Origin of the sequence: Streptomyces sp. NPDC088194, assembly GCF_040702025.1 — a bacterium.
In the GTDB taxonomy this organism is placed as follows: Bacteria; Actinomycetota; Actinomycetes; order Streptomycetales; family Streptomycetaceae; genus Actinacidiphila.
This window is the reverse complement of the sequence record NZ_JBFBIV010000036.1, coordinates 54059-79819: the sequence shown is the minus strand read 5'-3', so window position 1 is coordinate 79819 and position 25761 is coordinate 54059. Positions and strand designations below refer to the sequence as shown.

Below are 25761 nucleotides of genomic sequence, written 5' to 3'. Positions count from 1 at the left end.
AACGCGCCCCGCGCACCCGGCGGGGCCCCACCTCCCGGGCACCCCCGCCCCCGCACTCCGGCGCGCGCCCCGCGGCGCACGAGCGGCCACCGCCGGACGCGAGGTCCCGCAACCGGCGGACCGGGGCGCCCGGGAGGGTCAGGGCACCCCGAGAAGCGGTCAGCCCCCGACCGGGAGCCCGCCGAGCAGGCCGGTGGCCGGGCCGAGCGAGTTGCCCGAGACGTGGTTGTTCGACGGCAGCAGGTTGCTCGCCGAACCCGTCGGCAGCGCTGTCGTCCCGTTGCTGAGCGCGGTCTGCGCACCGGACACCGTGGACGTGGCACCGGGCACCAGGTTGGCGGCCGAGCCGACCGGCGCGAGGGCGTCGCTCGACTGCACCAGGCCGGCGGCGGAGGCGGTACCGGCCGCGGCGGCGGTGACAGCCAGGCCGAGGGCGGCGGTCGTGAGGGTCTTCTTGGTGAGGGTCTGCATGACGTCGGAACGTAGTCAGCCGAACGCGTCGTGTGCAAGCGGCATGGCGCGGCCGTGACCTTTTGGCGGGTCACGCCGCGCCACCGCTCCGATCAGCCGCGCCCGGCGGCGGAACCGCTGGCCACGGGCGGTACGGCGACACCCGGTGCGAACAGCCACTCGGCCTTGAGTTCGGCGTATCCGGGCTTGATCACCTCGTTGATCATGGCGAGTCGTTCGTCAAAAGGGATGAACGCGGACTTCATCGCGTTGACGGTGAACCACTGCATGTCGTCGAAGGTGTATCCGAACGCCTCGATCAGGTGGGCGAACTCCTCGCTCATGCTGGTCCCGGACATCAGCCGGTTGTCGGTGTTGACCGTGACCCTGAAATGCAGCCGCCGCAGCAGCCCGATCGGGTGCTCCCGGTAGGAGGAGGCCGCGCCGGTCTGCAGGTTGGAGGTCGGGCACATCTCCAGCGGCACCCGCTTGTCGCGGACGTAGGAGGCGAGCCGGCCCAGGTGCACGCCGTCGTCGTCGACCGTGATGTCGTCGATGATCCGCACCCCGTGGCCGAGCCGGTCCGCGCCGCACCACTGGAGGGCCTGCCAGATCGACGGCAGCCCGAACGCCTCGCCGGCGTGGATGGTGAAGTGGTTGTTCTCGCGCTTGAGGTAGTCGAACGCGTCCAGGTGCCGGGTGGGCGGGAATCCCGCCTCGGCGCCGGCGATGTCGAAGCCGACGACGCCCAGGTCCCGGTAGCGGTTGGCGAGTTCGGCGATCTCCTGGGAGCGGGCGGCGTGCCGCATCGCGGTGAGCAGGGCGCCGACCCTGATCCGGTTGCCATCCTCGCGGGCGCGCCGCTCGCCTTCGCGGAAGCCCTCGTTGACCGCCTCGACGACCTCCTCCAGGGTGAGCCCGCCCTCCAGGTGCTGCTCGGGGGCGTACCGCACCTCGGCGTAGACCACGCCGTCGGCGGCCAGGTCCTCGGCGCACTCCGCCGCGACCCGGACCAGCGCGTCGCGGGTCTGCATCACCGCGCAGGTGTGCGTGAACGTCTCCAGATAGCGTTCCAGGGAGCCGGAGTCGGCCGCCTCGCGGAACCAACGGCCGAGCTTGTCCGGGTCGGTCTCGGGCAGCGCTCGGTATCCGGTCGCTCGCGCGATGTCCACGATCGTGCCGGGCCGCAGCCCGCCGTCGAGGTGGTCGTGGAGCAGGACTTTCGGGGCACGGCGGATCTGCTCCCCCGCGGGGAGGTTCGGTGTGGCGTTCTCCATGACCGAACGATAGCCCCTACGCGCGTAGATATCGTGTTCGGGCCAACTATTTTCCGCTTGGCCATCGAACGCACACCCTCCTGTCTGCCATCGTTGCGCCATGGCTTCGCAAGCATTACCGGCACGTGGCGCGCGACTCGGGCGGCAGGTCGCACCCGGTCTCGTGCCCCGGCAGCGCGAGCAGCGTGCCGAAGTGCCGACCGTACGCGCGGTGGTGCTCGCGCTGCCGGGCGGCAACGCGCTGAGCACCCGCCGGCGTTCGCCGATGGCCGCGGCCGCGATATGGCCGCTGGCCCGGCACCTCGTACGGGCCGGCGCGGCCGACGGGGTGGCGGCGCACGTCGTGCACTACCGCTTCCGCGGCTGGAACGGCGGCCACGCGCACCCCGCGGAGGACGCGGAGTGGGCGGTCAGCGAGGCGGTGCGCCGCTACGGCGACGTGCCCGTGTGCCTGGTCGGGCTGGACATGGGCGCGCGGGCGGCACTCCACGCCGGCGGGCACTCCGCCGTGCGTTCCGTCGTCGCGCTCGCACCCTGGCTGCCGGAGGGGCCCGAGCCGGAGCCGGTGAAGCAGCTCAACGGGCGGCAGGTGCTGATCGTGCACGGCACCGACGACGCCACGACCGACCCGGAGTTGTCGTACGGGCTCGCCGAGCGGGCGAAGAAGGTCAACCGCGAGGTGTGCAGGTTCGAGGTGCACACCGATGGGCACGGGTTGCACCACCACCGGCCGGAAGTCTTCGCGCTCACCGCGGACTTCGTCCTCGGCTCCCTCCTGGAGCGGCCCTTCGCTCGTCCCGTCGCCGACGCGCTCGCGGCGCCGCCGCCCCTGGGTCTGCGGATGCCCCTGGCCTCGGGCTTCGGCCGCTCCCTGAGGGCGTGAAGCCCGCCCCCGACCTCCCCGGCTGCCCCGTCCCGTGACGGCGTGGACGGGCAGCCCGGGGGGTCAGCACACCGTCATGCGCGGGCGATGCGGTCGAGGACGATCGGCGGCGGGGTGAAGGACGTGCCGGCCGGGGCAATCGAGAAGGCGTCGTTCAACGCCTCCAGCGCGCCCTCGAACTTCTCCGGGGTGTCGGTGTGGAGGGTGAGGAGAGGGGCGCCCTGGGTGACCACATCACCCGGTTTGGCGTGCAGTTCGATACCCGCACCCGCCTGGACGGAGTCCTCCTTGCGGGCGCGGCCGGCCCCGAGCCGCCAGGCGGCGACGCCGACGGCGTAGGCGTCGAGCACGGTGAGAACGCCACTCGCGGGGGCCGCCAGGACGTGCTGCTCGCGGGCGACGGGCAGGGCGGCCCCGGGGTCGCCGCCTTGCGCCTTGATCATCCGGCGCCACGCGTCCATCGCGGAACCGTCGGCGAGCGCCTTGGCGGGGTCGGCGTCGGCCAGCCCTGCGGCGTCGAGCATCTCGCGGGCGAGCGCGAGGGTGAGCTCGACGACGTCGGCGGGGCCGCCGCCGGCCAGCACCTCGACGGACTCGCGTACTTCGAGCGCGTTGCCCGCGGTGCGGCCGAGCGGGGTGGACATGTCGGTGAGCAGCGCGACGGTGCGCACCCCGTGGTCGGTGCCGAGCCCGACCATGGTGGACGCCAACTCGCGGGCGTCGTTGCGGGACTTCATGAACGCGCCGGAGCCGACCTTGACGTCCAGGACGAGCGCGCCGGTGCCCTCGGCGATCTTCTTGGACATGATCGAGGAGGCGATCAGCGGGATCGACTCGACGGTCCCGGTCACGTCCCGCAGCGCGTACAGCTTCTTGTCGGCCGGCGCCAGCCCGTCCCCGGCGGCGCAGATCACGGCGCCGACGTCGGCGAGGACCGCGAGCATCTCGTCGTTGCCGAGCGAGGCCCGCCAGCCCGGGATGGACTCCAGCTTGTCGAGGGTGCCGCCGGTGTGGCCCAGGCCGCGCCCGGACAGCTGCGGCACGGCCGCGCCGCAGGCGGCGACCAGCGGTGCCAGCGGCAGCGTGATCTTGTCGCCGACCCCGCCGGTGGAGTGCTTGTCGGCGGTGGGCCGGGCCAGCCCGGAGAAGTCCATCCGCTCGCCGGAGGCGATCATCGCGGCGGTCCAGCGGGCGATCTCGGCCCGGTCCATGCCGTTGAGCAGGATCGCCATGGCCAGCGCCGACATCTGCTCGTCGGCGACCTCGCCGCGGGTGTAGGCGTCGATCACCCAGTCGATCTGCTCGTCGCCGAGCCGGCCGCGGTCGCGCTTGGCACGGATGACGGAAATGGCGTCCATGAAACGGGGGTTCCTAGCGGTTGAGGTCTTCGGGTCCGAAGGCGTCGGGCAGGACATCGCTCATCGGCCGTACCCCGCGCGGGGTGTCGACGAGCATTTCGGGGCCGCCGTGCTCCCACAGCAGTTGCCGGCAGCGCCCGCACGGCATGAGCAGGTCGCCGCGCAGGTCGGAGCAGGAGAAGGCGACCAGCCGGCCGCCGCCGGAGGCGTGCAGCGCCGAGACGAGTCCGCACTCGGCACACAGCGCGACCCCGTAGGCGGCGTTCTCCACGTTGCAGCCGACCACGGTGCGGCCGTCGTCGGTGAGCGCGGCCGCGCCGACCGGGAAGCCCGAGTAGGGCGCGTACGCCCGCTCCATGGCCTCCCGGGCGGCGCTGCGCAGCGCCTTCCAGTCCACGTCGGGCCCGGGCACCGCCGCGGCGGCCGGCAGCGCGCCGGTCCCCGGCAGCGGCCCGGCCCCGCCGCGCCCGTCGGACCCGCCCTCGGCCGGTCCTCCGGTGTCGTCCGTCATCCGCTCTGCCCCTTCCGGTACGGGAGGCCGTCCGCCTTCGGCATCCGTAGCCGTTGTGCCGACAGGCCCATGACCAGCAGCGTCACGACATACGGCGTGCCCTCCACGATCTCGTCGGGCACGGAGTCGGTCAGCATGTACCAGACTGCCAGCAGCACCGCGAAGCCCAGCGCCACGGCCGCGCCGATCCGCGAGCCGCGGTAGAACTTCCACACCGCCATGGCCAGCAGCAGCACCGCGATCAGCAGCAGCAGCGCGTGCACCGACGGGCCGCCGTTGCGCAGTTGGAGGCTGTCGGCGTAGCCGAAGAGCCCGGCGCCCATGGCCAGACCGCCCGGCCGCCAGTTGCCGAAGATCATCGCGGCCAGACCGATGTAGCCGCGGCCGCCGGTCTGCCCTTCGAGGTAGAAGTGCGTGCTCATGGCGAGGAACACCCCGCCGAGTCCGGCGAGCCCGCCGGAGATGATCACCGCGGCGTACTTGTACGTGTAGACGTTGACGCCCAGCGACTCGGCGGCCACCGGGTTCTCGCCGCAGGACCGCAGCCGCAGCCCGAACGGCGTGCGCCACAGGATGAAGAACGTGGCCACGAACAGCACGATGGCCAGCAGCGTGATCGCGGAGATGTCGGTGACCAGGCCGCCGATCATCCCGGCGATGTCGGAGATGACGAACCAGTGGTGTTTCTCCACGCTGTCCAGCCAGTGCGAGAGGCCGGGCACGGTGAACTGCTTGGCGTTGTCCAGCTGGGGCGACTGCTTGGGCGTGCCGCCCTTGCGCGCGGCCTCGCCGACGTTGAACCAGCGCTTGGCGAGGTAGGAGGTGACGCCGGCGGCGAGGATGTTCATCGCGACACCGGCCACGATGTGGTCCACCCCGAAGGTGATGGTGACGATCGCGTGCACCAGGCCGCCCAGGGCGCCGCCGAGGACGCCGGCCAGCACCGCGACCCACGCGTTGGTCTGCCAGCCCGCCCACGCGCCGAAGAACGTACCGAGGATCATCATGCCCTCGAGGCCGATGTTGACCACCCCGGCCCGTTCCGACCACAGGCCGGCCAGGCCCGCCAGGCCGATCGGCACCGCGCTGGCCAGCGCGCCCGCGACCTGCCCGGAGGAGGTGACGTCCTCCGCGCCGGTGACCGCGCGCACCGCGGAGACCGCGATCAGCGCGCCCGCGATGATCAGCAGGACCACCGGCAGGGTGAGCTTGATCCGCCCGTTCGCCCGGCCCGCGGGCTTCACCCGCGGCGCGGCGGGCGGCGGCGTCTGAGTCGTGGTGGCACTCATGCCGCGACCTCCTGCTTGTCGTCACTGCCCGCGCCGGCCGCGGCGAGTTCCGCGCCGACCTGGCGTTGCTGCCGGGTGAGGCCGTAGCGGCGCACCAGTTCGTACGCGATGACCACCGCGAGCACGATCACGCCCTGGATGACGCCGACGATCTCCTTGTCGTACCCCTGGAACTCCAGGCCCGCGGAGGAGCGTTCGAGGAACGCCCACAGCAGCGCGCCGACGCCGATGCCGATCGGGTTGTTGCGGCCCAGCAGGGCGACCGCGATCCCGGTGAAGCCGATGCCGGTCGGGAAGTCGGTGCCGTAGTCGTAGGACTGGTTGAGCAGCGTCGGCATGCCGACCAGGCCCGCCATGGCACCGGAGATCAGCATGCTGCTGATCACCATCCGCTTGACGCTGACCCCGCTCGCCTCGGCCGCGGACTCCGAGCGGCCGACCGCCCGCAGGTCGAAGCCGAAGCGGGTGCGGGAGAGCAGGAACCAGTAGACGACGCCGGCCAGCACCGCGAAGACGATGAAGCCGAAGATCGGATCGGTGGCGGTCTTGAAGCTGAACAGGTGGCTGGAGACCGGAATCGGCTTGGTGGACACCATGTTGGCGTTCTTGTCGAGCACGCCGAGCCGGCCGCCTTGCAGGAAGTAGCCGATCACGATGCCCGCGATCGAGTTCAGCATGATCGTGGAGATGACCTCGCTGACCCCGCGGGTCACCTTCAGCACGCCGGCGATCGCCGCCCACGCCGCGCCGACCGCCATCGCGGTCAGGATGATCACGGGCACCTCGACGATGCCCGGGATGGACAGCGCGCCGCCGACCACGGCCGCGAAGAACGCCGCCAGCCGGTACTGCCCGTCGACACCGATGTTGAACAGGTTCATCCGGAAGCCGACGGCGACCGCGAGGCCGGCCAGGTAGTACGTGGTGGCCTTGTTGAGGATGTAGACCTGGCTGTTGGACTTGCTGCCGTAGGTGGCCATCACGTTGAACGCGTGGAACGGCTCCTTGCCGGTGGCCAGCAGCACCAGCGCGGTGACCACCAGCGCGCTGACCACGGCCAGCACCGGCGCGGCGATCCCCAGCAGGGCGCGGTCCTTGTCGAACTTCTTCATCGGTCCTCTCCCCCGGCCGGCTCGGCCGCTCCGGCCGGACCGGCGTCCCCGGTCTGCCGCTCAAGGTGGCCGGACGCGGCGCCGGTCATCGCCGAACCCAGTTGCTCCGGGGTGATCGTCGACGGATCGGCGTCCGCGACCAACCGGCCCCGGTACATCACCCGCAGCGTGTCGGACAGGCCGATCAGCTCGTCCAGGTCCGCGGAGATCAGCAGGACCGCCAGGCCCTCGCGGCGCGCCTCGCGGATCTGGTCCCAGATCTGCGCCTGCGCGCCGACGTCCACGCCCCGGGTCGGGTGCGCGGCGATCAGCAGCTTCGGCAGGTGGCTCATCTCGCGCCCGACGATCAGCTTCTGCTGGTTGCCACCGGACAGCGAGGCCGCGGTGACCTCGATACCGGGGGTGCGCACGTCGTACTCGCGGACGATCCGCTCGGTGTCGCGGCGGGCGGCAGCCGGGTCGATCAGGAAGCCCCGGCTGTTGGGCTGCTCGGTGACGTGGCCGAGGATGCGGTTCTCCCACAGCGGCGCTTCCAGCAGCAGGCCGTGCCGGTGCCGGTCCTCCGGGATGTAGCCGATGCCGTCCTCGCGGCGGCGCCGGGTCGGCACGGTGGTGATGTCCCGGCCGTCCAGCACGAGCGAACCGGCGTCCAGCGCGCGGATGCCCATGATCGCCTCGACCAGTTCGGCCTGGCCGTTGCCCTCCACGCCCGCGATGCCGAGCACTTCGCCCTTGTGGATGGTGAACCCGACGTCGTCCAGCAGGATGCGCTCGACGCCCTCCGGGTCGACCGCGGCCAGCCGCAGGCCGGCGACGCTGAGCATCGCCTCGTCGGTGACGGTGGACTCGCGGGTCTCCGGCGAGGGCAGTTCGCTGCCGACCATCAGTTCGGCGAGCTGCTTGGCGGTGGTGTGCGCGGGGTCCGCGCTGCCGACGGTGGTGCCGCGCCGGATGACGGTGATCTCGTCGGCGACCGAGAGCACCTCGCCGAGCTTGTGCGAGATGAAGATGACCGTCAGGCCCTGGGACTTCAGCCCGCGCAGGTTCTCGAAGAGCGCGTCGACCTCCTGCGGCACCAGGACCGCGGTGGGCTCGTCGAGGATCAGGATGCGGGCGCCGCGGTAGAGGACCTTGAGGATCTCCACCCGCTGGCGGTCGGCCACGCCCAGGTCCTCCACGAGGACGTCGGGCCGCACCCCCAGGCCGTACGCGTCGGATATCTCGGTGATCTTCGCCTTGGCCCGGCCGCCGATGCCGTGCAGCTTCTCGCTGCCCAGCACGATGTTCTCCAGCACGGTCAGGTTGTCGGCGAGCATGAAGTGCTGGTGCACCATGCCGATGCCGCGGGCGATCGCGGCGCCCGGGTCACCGAAGGAGACCTGCTCGCCGTTGATCGCGATGGTGCCCTCGTCCGGCTTCTGCATGCCGTAGAGGATCTTCATCAGGGTGGACTTGCCGGCGCCGTTCTCGCCCACGAGGGCATGCACGGTGCCGCCGCGCACGGTGATGTCGATGTCGTGGTTGGCGACGACCCCGGGGAAGCGCTTGGTGATGCCGCGCAGCTCGACCGCGGCCGCGCTGCCGGGTTGCGGCGGCTGCGACGGGATCGGCGCGGGTGGACTCGTGGACGCGTTGATGGCGCACTCCCCTCGGGGAAAGCTCGGGCGGGCAGAACGTGGGGGTGAAGGTATCGCGCCGAGGTGAATCTACGCGCGTTGCGGCAGAGATCCACAGCAGGCGGGCAGCCACGGCAACGAGACGGCAAGGGAACGGCAAGAGGAAGGCCCGGCAAGGGGGTGCCGGAGCAACCCCCCTGCCGAGCCTCCGCGCTGCGGTCCTGCCGTGGACTACCGGTTCACCCGGAGCGGGTCAGCGAGCGACCCGGGTGGGCCACCGCGTGACCCCGGGGTGGGTCACGGAGTCGACTTGACCTTGATCGCCCCCGAGACGATCTTCTGCTTGGCGGCGTCGAGCTGCGCCTGGATGTCGGTGATGAAGCCACCCGAAGTGGACAGCGAGACACCGCCGTTGGCGAGGTCGTAGGTGTTGGTGCCGGTCTTCGGCTTGCCGTCGTGCACCGACTTGATCAGGTCGTACACGGCCACGTCGACGTTCTTCACCGCCGAGGTGAGGATCTGCTTGTTGTACTTCGCCAGCGCCGGGTCCTGGTACTGGTCGGAGTCGACGCCGATCGCCCAGGTGCCGGGCTTGCCGGCGATCGTCTGGATCGAACCGTCGCCGGACAGGCCGGCCGCGGTGTAGATGACGTCGTTGCCCTTGTCGAGCATGCCCTTGGCCTTGCCGGTGGCGGCGGCCGGGTCGGCGAAGCCCTTGGAGTCGGTCTCGTACAGGTACTGGTCGGTGACCTGGACCGAGGGCTTGGTGTCCTTGACGCCCTGGTCGAAGCCGGCCTGGAAGGTGCCGATCAGGGTGTTGTGCACGCCGCCGATGAAGCCGACCTTGTTGGTCTTGGTCTTCAGCGCGGCGGCCACCCCGGCGAGGTACGAGCTCTGCTCGGTGGCGAAGACCATGCTGTCGACGTTCTTCGCGGCCACCACGGAGTCGACGATGGCGAAGGTGGTGTCGGGGTACTTCTTGGCTATCGCGGTGACCGCGTCGCCGTAGGTGTACCCGACCGCGATCACCGGGTTGTAGCCCGCCCCGGCGAGCTGGTCCAGCCGCTCCTCGCGGTCGGACTCGGTCTCGTCCTGGCTGGCGGTCTGCTCCTTCTCGCCGAGCTTGAACTCCTTGGTGGCCTTGTCCATGCCACGGGCCGCGGAGTCGTTGAAGGAGTGGTCGCCACGACCGCCGACGTCGTAGGCCATGCCGACGCCCTTGTCCTTGCTGCCGCTGTCGGTGGAGCTGCTGCCGCAGGCGGTGGCGGTCAGCGCGAGGGCCGCGGACACCACGCCCGCGGCAGCGATCTTGGATACCCGGCGCAAGAGGGTCCCCTTCAGTTCGAAAGCGCCCCATCCGGCGCTGGCTAAGCCGGAGCTTAACGCGCGTAGATCCCAGGTAAAGACCGCATGAAGACCCGTTATCGGATCGACGCATTTCGACCAGGTGAAGCCCCGGTAGCCGGGGCTTCACCGCCAGTCAGGACAGCAGCGCAGCGGCGGTGAACAGTTCCACGCCGACCGCGATGGCGCCCTCGTCGATGTCGAAGTCACCCTGGTGCAGATCACGTTTGGCGGTGTCGCCGACCGGCCGCACACCGAGCCGGGCCAGCGCGCCGTCCACGTGCTCCAGGTACCAGGAGAAGTCCTCGCCGCCCAGGCTCTGTTCGGTGTCCTCCACGCTGTGGGCGCCGAACCGGCCCACCATGGCGTCGCGCAGCAGTTCCACCGACGTCGCCTCGTTGACCACCGGCGGCACCCCGCGCTGGTAGGTGATCTCGCACTTGGCCCGGTACATCGCGGCGACCTGGTCGATCACCTCGTGCACCAGGTCGGGGGCGTCGTGCCAGGCGCCCAGCTCCAGGCAGCGGACGGTGCCTTCGAGTTCGGCGTGCTGCGGGATGACGTTCGCCGCGTGCCCGGACTCGATCCGGCCCCACACGATGCTCAGACCCGAGCGCGGGTCGACCCGGCGGGCGAGCGCGGCCGGCAGTTCGGTGGCGAGCTTCGCGGTGGCCATCACCAGGTCGGTGGTCAGGTGCGGCCGCGCGCTGTGGCCGCCGGGGCCGTCCAGCGACAGCTTCAGCTTGTCCGCGGCCGAGGTGATCGGGCCGACCCGCAGCCCGATCCGGCCGACCTCGACCTTCGGGTCGCAGTGCACCGCGAGGATGCGCTCCACCCCGTCGAGCACGCCGGCCTTGATCGCGTCGAGCGCGCCGCCGGGCATCACCTCCTCGGCGGGCTGGAAGACCAGCCGCACCGGGCGCGGCAGCCGCCCCTGCCGGTCGAGTTCGGCGAGCACCAGGCCGGTGCCGAGCACGATCGTGGTGTGCGCGTCGTGCCCGCAGGCGTGTGCGCGGCCCTCGACGGTGGAGCGGTACGGGACCGCCTTGGTGTCCGGCACCGGCAGCGCGTCGAGGTCGGCGCGCAGCGCGAGCCGCGGCCGGCCGTCGTCGGCGGAGCCGATGTCGCAGACCAGTCCGGTGCCGGCCGGCAGCACGCGCGGGCTCAGCCCGGCCCGCTCCAGGCGGGCTCTGACCTGCTCGGTGGTACGGAACTCCTGCCGGCCGAGCTCGGGGTGGCGGTGCAGGTCGCGGCGGAAAGCGATCAGTTCGGCACGCAGCGCATCGGTCAGTACGGCCTCGGCATGCGCGCCGGACGGCGCTGCGGGTGAGTCTTCCACCCGGCTCAGGGTATGCCCCACGACCTGCTCCTCATCGGGTGATCGGGAAAAAATGATGTTTGACGGTGTCGGCTGGGAGGAGAAAGAGTCGCCCGATCGGCGCATACCTGGTCATCCTCTGGGGTATGCCCTCCCTTTTGGGGTTCGGGCATGAACACATCCATAGTCGCTCAACGAACGAGTGGACGCGAGGCAACGCGGCACCGTTGAGGGCGCCTCACACGTGCGGCCCCACACCTTACGGCTCCGGTGTTACAGCGATGTGGCGGGAACGGGGGCGGGGATGGGGGCGCGAACGGGGCCGGACGGCGGGGCGCGCGTCCGGGCGCGGGCCGGGCACGTCTCCGGGGTGGCGCCGGGCTCGGGGCGGCCGGGTGCCGGCGGGGGTCAGGTCGTAGGGGCGTCGACCGGGTGGGTGGGGGCCAGGCGCAGGCCCGGGGTGCGCGCGGCGACCATCGCGACCGCGGCCACGCACAGGACGCCGCCGCTGACCAGCGCCGCCGTACCCGACCAGGCGTGCGCGACCAGGCCGCCGCGCATGTTGCCGAGGTCCGGGCCGGCCTGGCCGACGATCTGTTCGGCCGCGCCGACCCGGCCGAGCAGCGCGCTCGGGGTGTGCAGCCGCACGATGGTGCCGCGCGAGACCACCGCGACCGTGTCGGCGGCGCCGGCCACCACCAGGCAGGCCAGCCCCACCCATGGCCGCGTCGACAGGCCGAAGAGCGTCAGCGCGACGCCCCACAGCGCCGACCCGCAGAGCATCACCAGGCCGGGGCGCGGTAGCCGGGTGAAGGACCCGGACAGCACGGAGGCGCCGATCCCGCCGACCGCGACCGCGGTGAGGAACAGCCCGAGGGTGCGCGGGTTGCCGCCGAAGCGTTCGGCGTTGACCAGCGGGAAGAGGCTGATCGGCATGGACAGCACGGTGGCGGCCAGGTCGGTGAGCAGGGCGCCGCGCACCGCCGGGGTGCGGGCGAGGAAGGCCAGGCCGTCGGCGACACCGCGCAGTCCGGGCCGGGCCGGTTCGTCGCCGGGGAGCATCGCGGGCAGCCCGATCAGGCCGTAGAGGCCGGCGGTGAAGGAGAGCGCGTCGACCAGGTAGCAGCCGCCGACGCCCCAGGCGCCGATCACCAGGCCGCCGAGCGCGGGGCCGAGGAGCATCTGCCCCTGGAACGCGACCCGGTTCAGGGCGAGTCCGGCGGCGAGCGACTCCTTCGGGAGCAGCCGGGGCAGGAACGTGCCGGACGCGGGTCCGGAGAACGCGCCGAACGACGACTGCACGGCGACCAGGCCGAGCACGGCGGCCGCCGGGAAGCGCCCGCCGAGCCCCTGGACGGCGAGCAGCACCGAGCAGGCTGCCTGGCCGACGGCCATCACCAGGCAGAGCCGGCGCCGGTCCACCCGGTCCGCGACCGCGCCGGCCGGCAGGCCGAGGGCGACCACCGGGATCGCCTGGGCCAGGCCGACGGCGCCGGTCCACACGGTGCTGCCGGTCGACTGCCACACCTGGTACATGACGGCGACGAGCGTCATCTGCCCGCCGAAGCCGGACAGCGCGCGGCCGGTCCACAGCCGCCGGAACGCCGGGGAGACGCGCAGCGGGGTGGTGTCGACCAGCAGGTGCCTCACTGCCATGCCGGGTCCCGCGCGAGCAGTGCGGTGATCCGGTCGTGGAAGCTGCGGCGCTCCAGGGCTTGCCCGATGTCAGCCACCACCCGGCTGAGCGGGTACGGCAGTTCGGCTTCCAGCTCGACCAGGGCCTGTTCGGTGGCCTGCCACTCCGCGGCCAGCCGGGGCATGATGCGGCGGGACTTCGCGGTGAGGGCGACCCGTTTGGTGCGGGCGTCCGCCCCGGGCACCGTACGGACCATCCCGGCCTTGCGCAGCGCGGCGACCTTCTGGCTGACCGCGGAGTGGGTCAGGTGCACGGAGGCGGCCAGCTCGGTGATGGTCATCGGGCCGCGGGCGTGCAGCCGCAGCAGTTCCATCACATGGGTGGGCCGGATGCCGTCGAGCGCGGCGTCGGCGTAGACGCGGGCGATGTCGTCGTCCATCGCGCCGAGCAGCAGCCGCAGCGGCCGCCACACGCTCTCCTCGGAGGGGTCGTACGCCGCGGGGCCGGTCGCCGGTTCTCTGCTCGCCATACCCACGATGTAACAGCACTTATATAAGCACCGTCAAAACATTTACGGGGCGCACCTCAGCCTCCGTGCCGCGTCAGGCCCCGATCCCGACGGCCCGCTCGATCGCTTCGAAGATGTCGGAGTTGGTCTCCCGCTGCCAGGCCGGCTGGTCGTCCCAGTCCGCCACGTAGGACGGCTTCGGATCGGGGAAGTGCAGGTGGATCTGGGCGATCCAGCACAGCGACACGAACCGCCCCTTCTGCTCCCGGCCCAGCTTGGCGGCGCCGCCCGCGCTGACCTTCAGAAGGTCCTCCACCTGCCCGTACACCGAGGCCGCCGCGTCCCGCTCCCAGTCGGGCATCTCCTCCCACGGCGCGACATACCCCGCCTTCGGTTCACCCGGATAGTGCGTGGTCACGCCCTTGATCCAGGCTGCCCGAAAGGCCCGGCTCTGCTCGGTCATCGTGATTCCTCCTGCGCGCTCATGCGGCGGACAGTGACGAGATGCGTTCATCGAAGCCGAAGACCCTCTTGTCGGTCAGGAAGGGTGCGAGGTGCCCACGAAGCCCTTCCAACTTCCTGCCGATGTACCCGGACGAGGTCCGTTCGGCCAACTCGACGGCCGCGGTTCCGTACGAGAGCAGGCAGTCGACGTCCCGGCGCCGGGCGCCGATCTCCGCGAGGTCCGTGAGTACGCTCCCCCGACGGCGCATCGTGAGCTTGCGGCTGAGTGCGTCGTTGAGGGCGGTCTCGGCAAGGTCCAGGCGCCCCAGCGTTACGTAGCAACTGCCGCGTTCCTCGTCCAGGCGGGAGCCGTCGAACCGTAGCCAGCCACCAGGGCAAGGTGCGTTGAGGTGGTGTACCTCCCGGGCGGTTTCCAGTGCGCGGTTGCACGCGTCCAGGTCGCCGAGACCGGCGTGGACCTGCGCCTGAACCGCCGCCACCCAGTAACGGGTGGACAGCTGGCTGTCTCCCTTGCAGGCGAGCAGGCCGGCCGCATCGAGGAGGGGCTTGGTCTGCCGGAAGCGCCGTTCACAAATGCCGATGAAAGCGTGCCGGGTGAGTGCGGCTGCCCACAGGTCGGCGTTTCGCGCCTCCTTGCTCGCGCCGGCGGCGAGCGCGTAGCACTCCGCGGCCTGCGTGTACCGGTTGCCGTCGAAGTAGATCTCGCCGGCGAGTTGGTAGAGGTCGGCCGCCTCAGCGCAGATCGCCCGGTGGCGGAACTCAGGATGCGGGCGGCCCAGTGTGTACGCCAGATCCGAAAGGTGGTCGCGCACCAGCGGATACACGCTTCGCTTCGCCTTCGCGAGGCCGTAGACCTGCCAGAGGTGAGGAGTTGCCGCCTGAGCATCAACCGGGGCCTCGTCAGCGCGGTACCCCACGTCACTGGTGGGCAGCGAGATGAGCGCACCGGTCAGGCTCATCAGACTGAGGAAGTCGCGTCTGATCATCTCGTCGGTGTCCCCCTCTTCCGGGCGCGTCTTGGGAGTTTCCGGCGGGATGGTCGCCTCTGGGCTCTCCGCCCTTGATCCGTCTTCCGCCGACAGCAGTACGTCCAGTTCGGTGACGCTGACCCGGAGGGCTTCGGCCAGGCGTGGACGCAGGTAGGGATGAGGATCGGTTTCACCGCGCTCCCACCGCCCGACCGTTGCTCGATCCGCGCGGAGGGCCTCCACAAGGCTTTCCTGACTGTAGCCGAGGGCTTTACGGCGTCTCGCCAACTGCCTTCGTGCCGCCATACCTTCCCCCAGTTGTCCGCGCTGAACAGTCCCTGGTCAGCGCGGCCGGTGCACCAACTGTGCGTCACAGCTGTGCCCTGTCTGCTCCGTTCCCGTAGCTCCGGCTCAGGTTGCCTTCGGTACCGCGGCGTCCGACGGGAACTTGCCGTCCAGCCGATGAACCACCGTACCGCCACCGTGTTCGGTCGGTAGCCCTTTGTGTCCGGTGGGTGATTGATGTCGGCGGAAGGCCGCACTGCGCCCGACCAGGAGGTGTGGACGATGTCACACGACACCGGCTTCTGCAGCAGGCTGGATCTGACGTGCGAACCTGCCTCGATACAACTCGCGCGTGATCACACGCGGCAGACGCTGGCACGTTGGGGCGTGGCGGAGGAGGTCGCGTTCGACGCGCTGACGGTCGTGTCGGAGTTGGCGACCAATGCGGTGCGCCACGCAGCCCTGCCGAGATCGAGTGGCGAGCAGCCCCAACGGTGGTCGTGCTCCATGCTGCTGTGTCCCGTCCTGCCCCCAGCGCTGTGCGACGCCGCACTTGCCCTGCCGCCGACCGAAGGCACCGACCCGACCGACGTCGACCGGGACCTGCGTTGCATCCTCCAGGCCCACAGCAGCGGCGACCACCAGGCCCTCGTACGGGAACTCCCGGCATGAGCAGCGGCTCGGTCTGGACCACGTGGAACGACGCGCGGCACCCGGCCGAGATCAGCACGCGGCCGGACTGCCTTGCGCGGACGACGGACGAGATCTGCTGCGCCTTCGCCGGCCACCCCGGCGGCCACACCTACGAGGTCACCGATCCGTGGCACCTGGAATCCCGCTGATGTCGAGCACGGGCCCGAACGTCCCGCGCCGCCGGCCCGCCTCCCGGGCCGACCCGGGACGCCTCGGTGGTCGTCGCACGCGACGCGGAGGACCTGGTGGCCGTGCTCAGTGCCCGCCTTCTCGAGCACGGCGGGGACTGCCTCTTCCTGCCCGCGGGGCGAAGGGAACCCGGCGAGAGCCCCGAGGAGTGGGCGCGGCGTGAGCTGCGTGAGGAGCCCGGCGTGGCCGCGACGGTACGGCGGTCGCTCGGCTCCTTCGCGCTCGTACTGTCCTCGTCCGCGCGGGTCCATCCGTACGAGGCCGTCGCGCGCGGCTGAACCTCAGAGGGCGACAGGGCTACGAAGGGGGCTTGGTGGAGGTGGCGAAGGGGAGGGAGGGTGGGGGGCAGGTGGGGGCGGTCTGTGCGAGGTGCCAGCCGGGGGTGGTCACCTCGACCCGGACGGGTGCCGTGGTGGGCTGAGGTGCGGCTTCGCCCGAGGGCGGGGGCCATGCGGGTAGCGACAGGGCCGCGGGGAAGGCCACCACGACGGTGCACGCCAGTTGCCGCATCGCGAGCGGGTCGAGTCGCCGCACGCCGGCGGGCAGCCGGACCGTGACCGTACGGCCCTCCGTCCGCACGTCGGCGGTGACCGGCGGCTGGGGCAGCCGTGTCGTGAGGTCGGGCCGCCCCACCGCGGCGGGGCCGGCGAAGAGGAGGTCCACCGCCGCGGTCACCGGATCGGACTCGCCCGACACGTTGCGCCCGGCCGCCTGGAGCCGCCCGCCGTCCAGGAAGAAGGCGACCGCCTCGGAGCGTGCGGCCGGCGCCGTGGCGAGCCCGTTCGCCGGCTCCCCCACGTCGACGACGCCGGTGGTGGGCACCCCGCAGCCGGCGAGCAGTACGGCCGCCGCGGCCCCGAGCGCGGTCACCGCGCCCGCGCGGCGCCCGTTCACGCGTCCCGCCCGGGGCGCGCGGCGGACCCGTCCCGCGGTCCCGGCAGGTCCACCGTGAAGACGGCGCCGCCCCCGGGCGCGTTGTCGGCGCGGATACGGCCCCCGTGCAGCCGCACGTTCTCCGCGGTGATCGCCAGCCCGAGTCCGCTGCTCTCGCTCCGGGTCCGCGCCGAACTCGCCTTGTAGAAGCGGTCGAAGACGTGCGGCAGCGCCTCCGGCGCGATCCCGGGCCCGCGGTCGGCCACGACCAGCCGCACCCACCCGCCGCCCCGACCGTCCGGCCCGGGAGAGCCCTTCTCCAGCGACACCGTGACCGGGGCGGCGCCGTGCCGCAGCGCGTTGCCGGCGAGGTTGGCCACCACCACGTCGAAGCGCCGCGGGTCGACCGGCATCCGCAACTCCCCGGGCGCGGGCAGCCGTAGCACCACCTGGTCCTGCCAGCCGCGCGCGGCCAGCGTGCGCCGCACCGACTCGGCCAGGTCGATCTCGTCGAGGTGGAGTTCGGCCGCGCCGGCGTCGAACCGGGAGACCTCCATCAGGTCGTTCACCAGCCGGACCAGCCGCTCGGTCTCCTCGCTGATGAGCTGGACGGCCTCGGCGGTGCCGTGCTCCAGACGCGGCGCCTCCTCGTCCAGCGCGTCGGTCACCGCCGACATCGCGGCCAGCGGCGTGCGCAGTTCGTGCGAGACGTCCGCGACGAACCGGCGGGCCTGGGCCTCCATCCGGCGCAGCTCCGACACCGAACGCTCCAGCGCGACCGCCGTCTCGTTGAACGCCGTGGACAGGTCCGCGAGTTCGTCGGAGCCGTTGACGCTGAGCCGGGTGTCGAGGTGCCCGGCGGCCATCCTGCGGGTCGCCTGGCGCAGCGCGCGGACCGGGCGCAGCACGCCGCGGGCGACGAACAGCGCCAGCAGGACCGCCAGGCACAGCGCGGGCAGCGCCGCGCGCTCGACGGCCCTGACCAGCGCGGTGACGTAGCGCTGCTCGGTGGTCTGCGGCACCACGAGGTAGAGCGCCAGCCCGGACCCGACCCGGGTGCCGTCGCCGGCGCCGTAGACGACGGGCAGGCCGACCACGAGCGAGGAGCCGCCGCCGGTGTGCACGCGCTGGAAGACGGCCACCTGGCGGGTGCGTACCGACTGGCGCAGCGACGCGGTCAGTTCGGGGAAGGAGTCGCCGGCCCGGGACGGGGCCCGCAGGTCGCCGTAGGTGGCCAGCACCCGCCAGTGCTGGGAGCGGTGCGTCGAGGCGAGGTTGTCCACCAGCGAGGCCAGTTCGGGCAGTCGGGGCCGGGACGGGATGCCGGGCGTCAACGCGTCGACGCTGTCCCGGAACTGGTTGACGACGGTGTCCTGGCTCTGCTGGAGCACCCCGGTACGGGCCTCGCGGAAGGTCAGGGCGCCGGTGCCGAGCGCGCTCACCACGGCGATCAGCCCGAAGCCGGCGACGAGGCGGAAGCGCAGGCTGCGTACCGCGCCGGGCATCCTGACCATGGGCGTCCGGCCGCCCTCACACCGCGCGGAAGCGGTAGCCGAAACCGCGTACGGTCTCGATGCAGCCGGGGTTGTCGCCGAGCTTGCCGCGCAGCCGCTTCACGCAGGCGTCCACCAGCCGGACGTCCCCGTGGTAGGTGTGCTCCCAGACCTGCTCCAGCAGTTGCTGGCGGCTGAGCACCTGGCCGGGCGAGGCCGACAGGGCCAGCAGCAGGCGCAGTTCGGAGGGGGCGAGCGGCACCGGCTCGCCGCGGTGCGTGACCACCATGGCCGCGCGGTCGACGACCAGGTCGCCGTACGTCCGCGGGACCGGCCGGGTGCTGCCGGTCGCATCGGGGGCGGTACGGCGCAGCACCGCGCGTATCCGGGCCTCCAGCACGCCGGCCCGCACCGGTTTGACCACGTAGTCGTCGGCGCCCGCCTCCAGCCCGACCACCACGTCCACGTCGTCGCCGCGGGCGGTCACGATGATGATCGGGACCTGGTCGTTCTCGCGTATCCGGCGGCAGACGTCGAGCCCGGGGATGCCGGGCAGCATCAGGTCGAGCACGACCACGTCGGGCCGGTGCGGGCGGAGCAGGGCCAGGCCCTCCTCGCCGGTGGGCGCGGCCGTGACGGTGTGCCCGCGGTGCCGCAGCGCCCACTCCAGGCCCCGCCGCACGGCGGGGTCGTCTTCGATCAGCAGGACGCGGGACACGCGCATCAGTATGTGCACGCCCTCCGGCGGGCGGCCCGGCCGGACCCCCTTCGCGCGCCAACTGTTGCAGAACGGTCACATGGATCGCGGACCCGCCAACCGCCCCCAGCAGGCGACATCCGACAGGTCGTGACGCGTTCGTGACCGAATGGGCCAAGCGTCATCATCTACGGCCGCGAGCCTGAAGTCCGCACGCACGGTGCGCGGTTGCCAGGCCCCCCTCCCCCTTCGCACCGCCGGCGCGCGCCGCGGCATCGTCGATCGGAGAGGACCGGGAATGGGAAGCAGGGCACGGAAGCGGGGGGCCGGCGCGCACGGCGGCGGGAGGACGTCCCTCGGCCGCGGGGCGTACCTGCTGTTCGGGCTGATCTTCCTGGCGCTGCTCGGGGTGACTCTCGTCACGGTGCGCTCGGGCGGGCAGGCCCACGCGGGTACCTCGGCGACCGCCGGCGGCGCCCCGACCGGCGCCCCGACCGGCGCGGCCACGGGCGGTGCCGCCGGCGAGCCCGCACCGTCGAAGGCCGCTCGCGCCGCGGGTTCCCCCGCCGTGAGTTCCCCGGCCAAGCCCGGTACGCCCACGGTCCCGGAACACGGCTCGGGCGACTTCAGCACCGCCGACGCCTCCGCGAAGGCGGCCGGGCACGGCAACATCCGCCGCTACGAAGTGCAGGTCGAGGGCGGTACGGGCGTGGCCTCCGCGGCCGCGGCGAAGGAGATCCAGGGCATCCTCGCCGACTCGCGCGGCTGGACCGACGACGGCCACGACGGCTTCCAGCTCGTCTCCTCCGGCCCCGCCGACTTCGTCATCAAGATCGCCACCCCCGACACGGTGGACAAGATCTGCGGCGCCGCCGGCCTGCACACCCACGGCGAGGTCAACTGCGACGTCGGCGCGACCGTCGTGGTCAACCTCAAGCGCTGGCTCCTCGGCTCGCCCGAGTTCAGCGGCCCGATCCACGACTACCGGGCCCTGATCATCAACCACGAGGTCGGCCACCGCATCGGCCACGGCCACGAGGGCTGCCCCGGCCCCGGCAAACTCGCCCCCGTGATGATGCAGCAGATCGACGGCCTGCACGGCTGCAAGGCCAACGCCTGGCCGTACGACACGAACGGCCACTACATCCAGGGCCCGCCGGTCGCCTGAGAACGCCGGGGCAAGCCTGGAGGAGCCGCCCACCCGTCAACGCAACCCCCCGCGCCACCGGTCAGCGCAACGGGCCGAGCAGCCGGGCGTACAGGTCGAGCAGCGGCGCCGACTCGGTCTGCCAGGACCACTGGCGCAGCACCTCCACCCGGTCGTACGCCTTGCGGTAGCGGCGCGGGTTGGTGAGCACCGCCCCGACCGCGCGCACGAAGTCGGCGGTGTCGCGGGCCCGGAAGACCTCGCCGTTGCCGACTTCGAGGGTGGCCGCGGCCATCGCCCGCACGTCGGAGACGACCACCGGCAGCCGGGCGTGCGCGTATTCGTAGTAGCGGGTGGCCAGAACCGTCTGATGATGCGGGAGTTGGTGCACCGGCAGCACCCCGATGTCGGCCGAGGACAGGAACGCGGGGACCTCCGGCACCGGGACGTACGGCACCACGTGCAGGCGGGCGTGCACGCCGAGTTGGGCGGCGCGGTCCCGCAACTCCGCCAGGTGCGGGTGGTCCGGGTCGGGCACCACGAACGCGGCGTGCAGGTCGTAGAGCTTGGGCAGTGCCTCGACGACGGTGAACGGGCCGCGGTCGGGGGTGACCGGACCGGCGTGCACCAGCAGCGGCACCTCGGGGCCGAGCCGGCAGCGGGCGCGTACGCCGGAGTCGCGGCGGTCGGCGATCCGGGCCAGCGGCGGGGTGTTGCGGACCACCGTGGGCAGCGTGGACAGGCCGTGGCGCACCAGCAGTTCGCCGGCGAGGCGGTCGCCGACGGTGACCACGCCGTCGGCCTCGCGGGCGTACGAGCGCAGCAGCGCGTCGTCGGTGACGGCGGCCCGGCGGGTGGCGGCGGGGATACGCGGCGGCGCGTCCCACACCACCTCGATCCGGTGCCCGGCGCCCTCCGCGCGCAGCGCGGCCCGGATCGCCAGGGCCAGCGCGCGGTGCCCGAGCGCGTGGATCAGGTGCGGGCGGACCTCGTCGAGCACCGGCCCGTAGCCGATCTCCTGGTCCAGCAGGCCCGGGTCCAGCCGCCGCCACGCCCGCCGTCCGCGCAGCAGGCGGGCGAGTTCGGCGACGAGGTCGTCGAGCCGTGCGTCCGGGGTACGGCGGCGCTCCACCGCGGCGCGGTGCTGCGCGGCCCGCAGTCCGGTCCACCCGGCCCGTACCGCCAGTCGCACCGCGGTCAGGCCGTGGCCGGCCCTGGCGAACGCTTGCAGCGGCAACGGGCGGTGCACCACGTCCAGTTCGGCGGCGCGGGTGGCGTGCAGGGAGCGGTGTGCGGCGAGCAGGGCGGTGCGGCGCTCGTACGACTCCGCGCCGCGGTAGGCCAGCGGCCAGCGCAGGCCCGGGCGCGGGCGGCGCTCACGGTAGCCGCCGAGCGGGGAGCCGACGGTCACCTCGCGTACGGCCACGCCCCGCGGGGCCGCGGTCGCCGGGCCCGCTCCGATCAGCGTGACGCCGTACCCCGCGGAGTCGGCTGCCGCCGCCACGCGCATGGCTCGGGAGTCACCGTCCAACACACCATCCGTCACGATTGCCACGCGCAGCGTCGGCCGGGCTGAGGGCTCCGCCATTCCCGTATCCGACCCCCTCCAAGTGAACGAACGCGACCCCCCGGGTTTCCCCGTCCTGTCGGTTCAGGGACCACCAGCCGGTGGATGGGGTCCCCTCCGGGCTGCCCTGTCCTGCGAGTGCCGGGACCTCGCGGTCCGCTGTGGCTGGTCGCTGGGGGTACCCCCTCTGGGGGCGTTCCCCGCGGCCCTGGATGTGTGCGGCTCCCTCCACGAAAAGAGGGCCACCAACCCGGGGGCGCGTGGGGGCACTCCCCCTGGCTCCGCCGGGGGGCTCCCACCCAGGCGAAGCTCTGGGGGGGGAGAACCGCGCGCGGCCACCCACCGGCAGGTGGTCCCCGAACCGACAGGGCACACCACCCCGGGCGGGTCGGGGCGCCCCGGTCACGTCAGGTTGTGGAGGGTGCGGGCTTTGTCCGTGATGTCGGACAGGAAGGTGTGGGCGCGGGGCGAAGCCGCCGTGGTGAGCCATTCCTGATCGATGTCGCAGACGGTGATCGTCACCCCGGTTCCGGCCAGCGCCAGCGGCAACGTGTGGACGACCGTCGAAGGAAAGGACAGCACGGACCGCCCGATCGGCCCGCGCCGAGCGACCAGTTCGAGCGGCAGGTCCGGCCGCACGATCTCCAGCCCCGTCTCCGCGGCGAGCCGATGCAACTTGGCCGGCGCCTCCCGCCGATGCGCGAAGTACCGCCTGGCACCGTGCCGTTCGGCCAGCCCGCGCACCACCGCGAGGTACCGCTCGGGATCGACCACACCGGTCTCGACCAGCGACGTGCCGATCAGGTCGGTACCAGCCAGCGTCCGCGGCGGCCCGAACCGCCCCCGGGTCCAGGCGAACCGGTTGGCCCGCACCGCCATCCCGGGCGGCGGCGTGGCCGGCATCGCGCTGAACAGCTCGATCCGGTGCCGTCGGCCGGGGGTGAGCCGGCGCCGCGCGGTGCGCGCGAAGACGCCGAAGGCCACGTCCGCCGGGGAACGGCGCCGCCCGCTGCGGTGCCAGCGCACCAACTTCCCGCCGCGGGCCAGGATTTCGGTGAACTCCATGGTCGCGGTGCCGTCGTCGACCACCGTGATGTCCTTCGCCCGGCACAGCGGCAGCAGCACCTGGACCAGCCGGGAGAACGGGTCGCCGATCACCAGCCGCCGCACCCGCAGCAGCATCGGCGCGAGCGCGCACGCGGTGCGCAGCAAGCCGCCGCGGCCGCCCCGCGCTTCGTACCACCGCACCAACGCACCCTCGTCCCGGGCGAGTTCGGCCATCCGCTTCAACTGGCCCCGGCTGGTGGGGTCGGCGGGCGAGAGCACCACGACGGTGAGGGGTTCCGCGCGCTCACCGGGTGCGGCGGGCGGGCGGACGTGGCCCCACTCCAGCACGTTGAGCAGCTGCACGGGCGACTCGACGAGCGCGACGGCACCCGGTGGGGCGGGCCGGTCGGCCATGAGGGTTCCTTTCGGTGGGCGGGTGCACGATCCCGCCGTCAACTCCGCCCCGCGCCCCTCGGCGAACCCGGGGGCGCGGGGCAGCGGACCGTTCAGACCGTGGCGTCGACCGACTGCTCGGACTCGGCCACCACACCGGGCACTCGGCGCAGCTTCTTCATCGGGCCCAGCTCACCGTCGTAGACCTTCTTGACGCCGTCGCCCAGCGAGGTCTCGATGATGCGGATGTCGCGGACCAGGCGCTCCAGGCCCTGGGTCTCGACGGACGCGGCCTGGTCCGAGCCCCACATGGCGCGGTCGAGGGTGATGTGCCGCTCCACGAAGACCGCGCCGAGCGCGACCGCGGCGAGCGTGGTCTGCAGGCCGACCTCGTGGCCGGAGTAGCCGACCGGGACGTTCGGGAACTCGGACTGGAGGGTGTTGATCATGCGCAGGTTGAGCTCTTCGTGCTTCGCCGGGTAGGTCGAAGTGGCGTGGCACAGCACGATGTTGTCGCTGCCGAGCACCTCCACCGCGTGCCGGATCTGCTTCGGCGTCGACATGCCGGTGGACAGCACCACGGTACGGCCGGTGGCGCGCAGCGCCTGGAGCAGCTCGTCGTCGGTGAGGCAGGCCGAAGCGACCTTGTGCACCGGCACGTTGAACTTCTCCAGGAACTCCACGGACGGCACGTCCCACGGGGAGGCGAACCAGTCGATGCCCCGCTTGCGGCAGTACTCGTCGATCGCGCGGTAGCCGTCCTCGTCGAACTCGACCCGGTGCCGGTAGTCGATGTAGGTCATCCGGCCCCAGGGGGTGTCGCGCTCGATCTCCCACTGGTCGCGCGGGGTGCAGATCTCCGGGGTGCGCTTCTGGAACTTGACCGCGTCGCAGCCCGCGGCCACGGCCGCGTCGATCAGGGCGAACGCGTTCTCCAGGTCGCCGTTGTGGTTGATGCCGATCTCGCCGGTGACGTACACGGGCTGGCCGTTGCCGATGTGGCGGGAGCCGACGGCGCGGAGGTTGGCGGGGAGGGAGGTGGTCACGGCTGTTCCTTCACTACGGGGTTGGGACAGGGGGGTGGCACGGGCCGGACGGCCCGGGGACGAGAAGGCGGACGAGAAAGGGGACAAGTCCGTTGCGGGGCAAGCGGGTTGGCGGGGCAAGCGGGTTGGCGGGCCAGGCGAGGTGGCGGGCTCAGCGGGCGAGCGTGGGGCCGAGCAGCCAGGCGGCGATCTCGCGGATCGCGCCGTACCCGCCCTGCGTGCTGGTCACCGCGCGGGCCGCGGCACGCACCACGTCGTGCGCGCCGGCCACGGCGACGGGCCAGCCGACGAGGCTGAAGCACGGCAGGTCGTTGACGTCGTTGCCCGCGTACAGGACCCGCTCGGGGGCGATGCCCTGCTCCTCGCACCACTGCTTGAGCGCGAGGTCCTTGCGGTCGATGCCGTGCAGCACCGGCACCTGGAGCTTGCGGGCGCGGGCGGCCACGACGGGGTTGGTCTCGGTGGACAGGATCAGTACGGGCACGCCCGCGCGGCGCAGCGCGGCGATACCGAGGCCGTCGCCCCGGTGCACCGTGACCGCCTCGTGGCCGTCGGAGTCGATCAGCACCCGGTCGTCGGTCTGGGTGCCGTCGAAGTCGAGTACGACCGCGTCCACGTCGTCGCGGCGCGGGGTGGTGGCGCCGGCGTCGAGCACCGGGGCGAGCGCCCGGGCCCGGTCCAGGTCGGCGGGCTCGTCGATCTCCAGCACCCGGGCCGGGTCGGTCCACACCAGGCTGGTGCGGCCGAAGAAGCGGTGGCCGGCGGCGCGGAAGCCGTCGGCGCGCATGCCGTAGGCGGCGCCGGTCTCCAGCAGGTCCTGCGGGCGGTCCTGGCGGCGCGGGCGGGTGGCCTTGTCGTGGTTGACGCCGACGCCGTTGCCGCGGAAGTCCGCGCCGGTGCCGGAACCGGCGCCGGCGGTCGCTGTGCCGGTTCCCGCGGCTATGCCGGCGCCCGCGTTCGCGCCCGCGGCCGGGTCCGGCACGTCCGCCCCGTCCGCCCGCCAGACGAAGCCGTGGAAGGGGGCGACGGTGTGGGCGGTGTCGGCGCCGCCGTCGGCGATCGCCTCGATCACGCCGTCGAGTTCGTCGCCGGTGATGAACGGGCTGGTGCACTGGACGAGCAGCACCACGTCGGCGGCGGCGCCGCTCATCGCCTCGTACGCGTCCATGGCGTGCAGCACGGCGGCCTCGCTGGTCGCGGTGTCGCCGGCGATCGCGGCCGGCCGCAGCACCACCTCGGCGCCGGCCGCCCGGGCCACCTCGGCGATCGCCGGGTCGTCGGTGGAGACCAGGATCGCGCTGATCCGGCGGGCGGCGGTGCAGGCGCGTACCGCCCGGGCCACCAGCGGCACTCCGCCGACCGTCGCCACGTTCTTGCCCGGCACGCCCTTCGAGCCGCCGCGGGCGGGGATGACGGCCAGGACCCGGGCGTCGCCTGCCGGGGCGCGGGGTGGCTCCCCCGCCGGCGTGATGGTCTGGGTCATCGTGCGGCTCCTGTCGTGGGGGTCATACGGGCCGCGGTCGCGGCATGGTGCGCCGCGAGGGCGCGTGCGGTGCGGGGGTCGAGGGGCGCGCCGGCGGCCGGGCGGCCGCCGCT

25 protein-coding genes are annotated in these 25761 nt (G+C 72.7%); 5 read left to right on the top strand and 20 right to left on the bottom strand.

Going from position 1 to position 25761, the window contains the following annotated elements; all coding sequences use genetic code 11:
- Positions 1-159: 159 nt before the first annotated feature.
- Positions 160-471, bottom strand: a complete 312-nt coding sequence (locus AB0399_RS21240) for an ATP-binding protein (RefSeq protein ID WP_329365536.1) — start codon at positions 469-471, stop codon at positions 160-162.
- A gap of 92 nt (positions 472-563) precedes the next feature.
- Entirely contained in the window at positions 564-1727 is a 1164-nt protein-coding gene (locus tag AB0399_RS21235) for an adenosine deaminase (RefSeq protein ID WP_329365538.1), read from the bottom strand.
- Positions 1728-1827: 100 nt separating this feature from the next.
- On the opposite strand from AB0399_RS21235, the gene AB0399_RS21230 reads away from it, so the two are divergent.
- On the top strand, positions 1828-2610 hold the full coding sequence (locus tag AB0399_RS21230) for an alpha/beta hydrolase (RefSeq protein WP_329365540.1): 783 nt from the start codon (positions 1828-1830) through the stop codon (positions 2608-2610).
- A 74-nt stretch (positions 2611-2684) separates the two neighbouring features.
- Here the strand turns inward: AB0399_RS21230 and AB0399_RS21225 are convergent, their stop codons facing one another.
- The 11 genes from AB0399_RS21225 to AB0399_RS21175 form a co-directional block, all read right to left on the bottom strand.
- Positions 2685-3968, bottom strand: coding sequence for a thymidine phosphorylase (locus tag AB0399_RS21225; protein WP_366412386.1), 1284 nt, complete (start codon positions 3966-3968; stop codon positions 2685-2687).
- 13 nt (positions 3969-3981) lie between these two features.
- On the bottom strand, positions 3982-4380 hold the full coding sequence (locus AB0399_RS21220; protein ID WP_329373997.1) for a cytidine deaminase: 399 nt from the start codon (positions 4378-4380) through the stop codon (positions 3982-3984).
- A 95-nt stretch (positions 4381-4475) separates the two neighbouring features.
- Positions 4476-5768 carry an ABC transporter permease gene (locus tag AB0399_RS21215; protein WP_366412385.1) on the bottom strand — a complete coding sequence of 431 codons (1293 nt, stop codon included), beginning with the start codon at positions 5766-5768 and terminating at the stop codon, positions 4476-4478.
- Positions 5765-6880 (bottom strand): ABC transporter permease, encoded by a 1116-nt coding sequence (locus AB0399_RS21210; protein ID WP_329365547.1) that lies wholly within the window; start codon positions 6878-6880, stop codon positions 5765-5767. Before AB0399_RS21210 ends, AB0399_RS21215 begins: the two co-directional genes overlap by 4 nt.
- The gene (locus AB0399_RS21205; protein ID WP_329373999.1) at positions 6877-8487 is read right to left on the bottom strand and encodes an ABC transporter ATP-binding protein; all 1611 of its coding nucleotides are present in this window, start codon (positions 8485-8487) and stop codon (positions 6877-6879) included. Before AB0399_RS21205 ends, AB0399_RS21210 begins: the two co-directional genes overlap by 4 nt.
- A 306-nt stretch (positions 8488-8793) precedes the next feature.
- Positions 8794-9822 (bottom strand): BMP family ABC transporter substrate-binding protein, encoded by a 1029-nt coding sequence (locus tag AB0399_RS21200; RefSeq protein ID WP_328468381.1) that lies wholly within the window; start codon positions 9820-9822, stop codon positions 8794-8796.
- Positions 9823-9976: 154 nt separating this feature from the next.
- Positions 9977-11131, bottom strand: coding sequence for a M20 family metallopeptidase (locus AB0399_RS21195; protein ID WP_329374001.1), 1155 nt, complete (start codon positions 11129-11131; stop codon positions 9977-9979).
- A gap of 435 nt (positions 11132-11566) precedes the next feature.
- A complete protein-coding gene (locus AB0399_RS21190; protein ID WP_329365549.1) occupies positions 11567-12814 on the bottom strand; it encodes an MFS transporter in 1248 nt (415 codons plus the stop codon).
- Complete coding sequence (locus AB0399_RS21185) at positions 12805-13323, bottom strand: MarR family transcriptional regulator (RefSeq protein WP_366412384.1); 519 nt, start codon at positions 13321-13323, stop codon at positions 12805-12807. The genes AB0399_RS21190 and AB0399_RS21185 overlap by 10 nt, the downstream gene beginning before the upstream one ends.
- 73 nt (positions 13324-13396) lie before the next feature.
- Positions 13397-13765: a hypothetical protein gene (locus AB0399_RS21180; RefSeq protein WP_366412383.1), complete on the bottom strand. Its 369-nt coding sequence runs from the start codon at positions 13763-13765 to the stop codon at positions 13397-13399.
- A 19-nt stretch (positions 13766-13784) separates the two neighbouring features.
- Positions 13785-15041: a helix-turn-helix transcriptional regulator gene (locus tag AB0399_RS21175; protein ID WP_366412382.1), complete on the bottom strand. Its 1257-nt coding sequence runs from the start codon at positions 15039-15041 to the stop codon at positions 13785-13787.
- Between the two features lie 366 nt (positions 15042-15407).
- On the opposite strand from AB0399_RS21175, the gene AB0399_RS21170 reads away from it, so the two are divergent.
- From AB0399_RS21170 to AB0399_RS21160, 3 genes are all read left to right on the top strand, one after another.
- A complete protein-coding gene (locus AB0399_RS21170; RefSeq protein WP_366412381.1) occupies positions 15408-15692 on the top strand; it encodes a hypothetical protein in 285 nt (94 codons plus the stop codon).
- On the top strand, positions 15689-15862 hold the full coding sequence (locus AB0399_RS21165) for a hypothetical protein (protein ID WP_366412380.1): 174 nt from the start codon (positions 15689-15691) through the stop codon (positions 15860-15862). Before AB0399_RS21170 ends, AB0399_RS21165 begins: the two co-directional genes overlap by 4 nt.
- Before the next feature lie 66 nt (positions 15863-15928).
- Positions 15929-16180: an NUDIX domain-containing protein gene (locus tag AB0399_RS21160; RefSeq protein WP_366412379.1), complete on the top strand. Its 252-nt coding sequence runs from the start codon at positions 15929-15931 to the stop codon at positions 16178-16180.
- 19 nt (positions 16181-16199) lie between these two features.
- Here AB0399_RS21160 and AB0399_RS21155 read toward each other — a convergent pair whose 3' ends face one another.
- Genes AB0399_RS21155 through AB0399_RS21145 form a run of 3 tightly spaced genes read right to left on the bottom strand, consistent with a single transcriptional unit; the run spans position 16200 to position 18986 of the window.
- Positions 16200-16796, bottom strand: a complete 597-nt coding sequence (locus tag AB0399_RS21155; protein ID WP_366412378.1) for a hypothetical protein — start codon at positions 16794-16796, stop codon at positions 16200-16202.
- Positions 16793-18289, bottom strand: a complete 1497-nt coding sequence (locus AB0399_RS21150) for a HAMP domain-containing sensor histidine kinase (RefSeq protein ID WP_366412377.1) — start codon at positions 18287-18289, stop codon at positions 16793-16795. Before AB0399_RS21150 ends, AB0399_RS21155 begins: the two co-directional genes overlap by 4 nt.
- 16 nt (positions 18290-18305) lie before the next feature.
- Entirely contained in the window at positions 18306-18986 is a 681-nt protein-coding gene (locus AB0399_RS21145; protein ID WP_366412376.1) for a response regulator transcription factor, read from the bottom strand.
- Between the two features lie 277 nt (positions 18987-19263).
- On the opposite strand from AB0399_RS21145, the gene AB0399_RS21140 reads away from it, so the two are divergent.
- On the top strand, positions 19264-20133 hold the full coding sequence (locus AB0399_RS21140) for a DUF3152 domain-containing protein (RefSeq protein ID WP_366412375.1): 870 nt from the start codon (positions 19264-19266) through the stop codon (positions 20131-20133).
- 61 nt (positions 20134-20194) lie between these two features.
- Here AB0399_RS21140 and AB0399_RS21135 read toward each other — a convergent pair whose 3' ends face one another.
- From AB0399_RS21135 to AB0399_RS21120, 4 genes are all read right to left on the bottom strand, one after another.
- Positions 20195-21658: a glycosyltransferase gene (locus tag AB0399_RS21135; RefSeq protein ID WP_366412374.1), complete on the bottom strand. Its 1464-nt coding sequence runs from the start codon at positions 21656-21658 to the stop codon at positions 20195-20197.
- 423 nt (positions 21659-22081) lie between these two features.
- Entirely contained in the window at positions 22082-23140 is a 1059-nt protein-coding gene (locus AB0399_RS21130; RefSeq protein ID WP_366412373.1) for a hypothetical protein, read from the bottom strand.
- A gap of 92 nt (positions 23141-23232) precedes the next feature.
- Positions 23233-24165, bottom strand: coding sequence for an N-acetylneuraminate synthase family protein (locus AB0399_RS21125; protein ID WP_328468362.1), 933 nt, complete (start codon positions 24163-24165; stop codon positions 23233-23235).
- A gap of 151 nt (positions 24166-24316) precedes the next feature.
- Positions 24317-25648 carry an acylneuraminate cytidylyltransferase gene (locus tag AB0399_RS21120; protein ID WP_366412372.1) on the bottom strand — a complete coding sequence of 444 codons (1332 nt, stop codon included), beginning with the start codon at positions 25646-25648 and terminating at the stop codon, positions 24317-24319.
- Positions 25649-25761 lie beyond the last annotated feature (113 nt).

Coding starts and splice junctions, on each gene's coding strand:
- AB0399_RS21240 (WP_329365536.1), bottom strand. CDS start 471: ATGCAGACCCTCACCAAGAAGACCCTCACGACCGCCGCCCTCGGCCTG.
- AB0399_RS21235 (WP_329365538.1), bottom strand. CDS start 1,727: ATGGAGAACGCCACACCGAACCTCCCCGCGGGGGAGCAGATCCGCCGT.
- AB0399_RS21230 (WP_329365540.1), top strand. CDS start 1,828: ATGGCTTCGCAAGCATTACCGGCACGTGGCGCGCGACTCGGGCGGCAG.
- AB0399_RS21225 (WP_366412386.1), bottom strand. CDS start 3,968: ATGGACGCCATTTCCGTCATCCGTGCCAAGCGCGACCGCGGCCGGCTC.
- AB0399_RS21215 (WP_366412385.1), bottom strand. CDS start 5,768: ATGAGTGCCACCACGACTCAGACGCCGCCGCCCGCCGCGCCGCGGGTG.
- AB0399_RS21210 (WP_329365547.1), bottom strand. CDS start 6,880: ATGAAGAAGTTCGACAAGGACCGCGCCCTGCTGGGGATCGCCGCGCCG.
- AB0399_RS21190 (WP_329365549.1), bottom strand. CDS start 12,814: ATGGCAGTGAGGCACCTGCTGGTCGACACCACCCCGCTGCGCGTCTCC.
- AB0399_RS21185 (WP_366412384.1), bottom strand. CDS start 13,323: ATGGCGAGCAGAGAACCGGCGACCGGCCCCGCGGCGTACGACCCCTCC.
- AB0399_RS21180 (WP_366412383.1), bottom strand. CDS start 13,765: ATGACCGAGCAGAGCCGGGCCTTTCGGGCAGCCTGGATCAAGGGCGTG.
- AB0399_RS21175 (WP_366412382.1), bottom strand. CDS start 15,041: ATGGCGGCACGAAGGCAGTTGGCGAGACGCCGTAAAGCCCTCGGCTAC.
- AB0399_RS21165 (WP_366412380.1), top strand. CDS start 15,689: ATGAGCAGCGGCTCGGTCTGGACCACGTGGAACGACGCGCGGCACCCG.
- AB0399_RS21150 (WP_366412377.1), bottom strand. CDS start 18,289: ATGGTCAGGATGCCCGGCGCGGTACGCAGCCTGCGCTTCCGCCTCGTC.
- AB0399_RS21140 (WP_366412375.1), top strand. CDS start 19,264: ATGGGAAGCAGGGCACGGAAGCGGGGGGCCGGCGCGCACGGCGGCGGG.
- AB0399_RS21130 (WP_366412373.1), bottom strand. CDS start 23,140: ATGGCCGACCGGCCCGCCCCACCGGGTGCCGTCGCGCTCGTCGAGTCG.
- AB0399_RS21120 (WP_366412372.1), bottom strand. CDS start 25,648: ATGACCCAGACCATCACGCCGGCGGGGGAGCCACCCCGCGCCCCGGCA.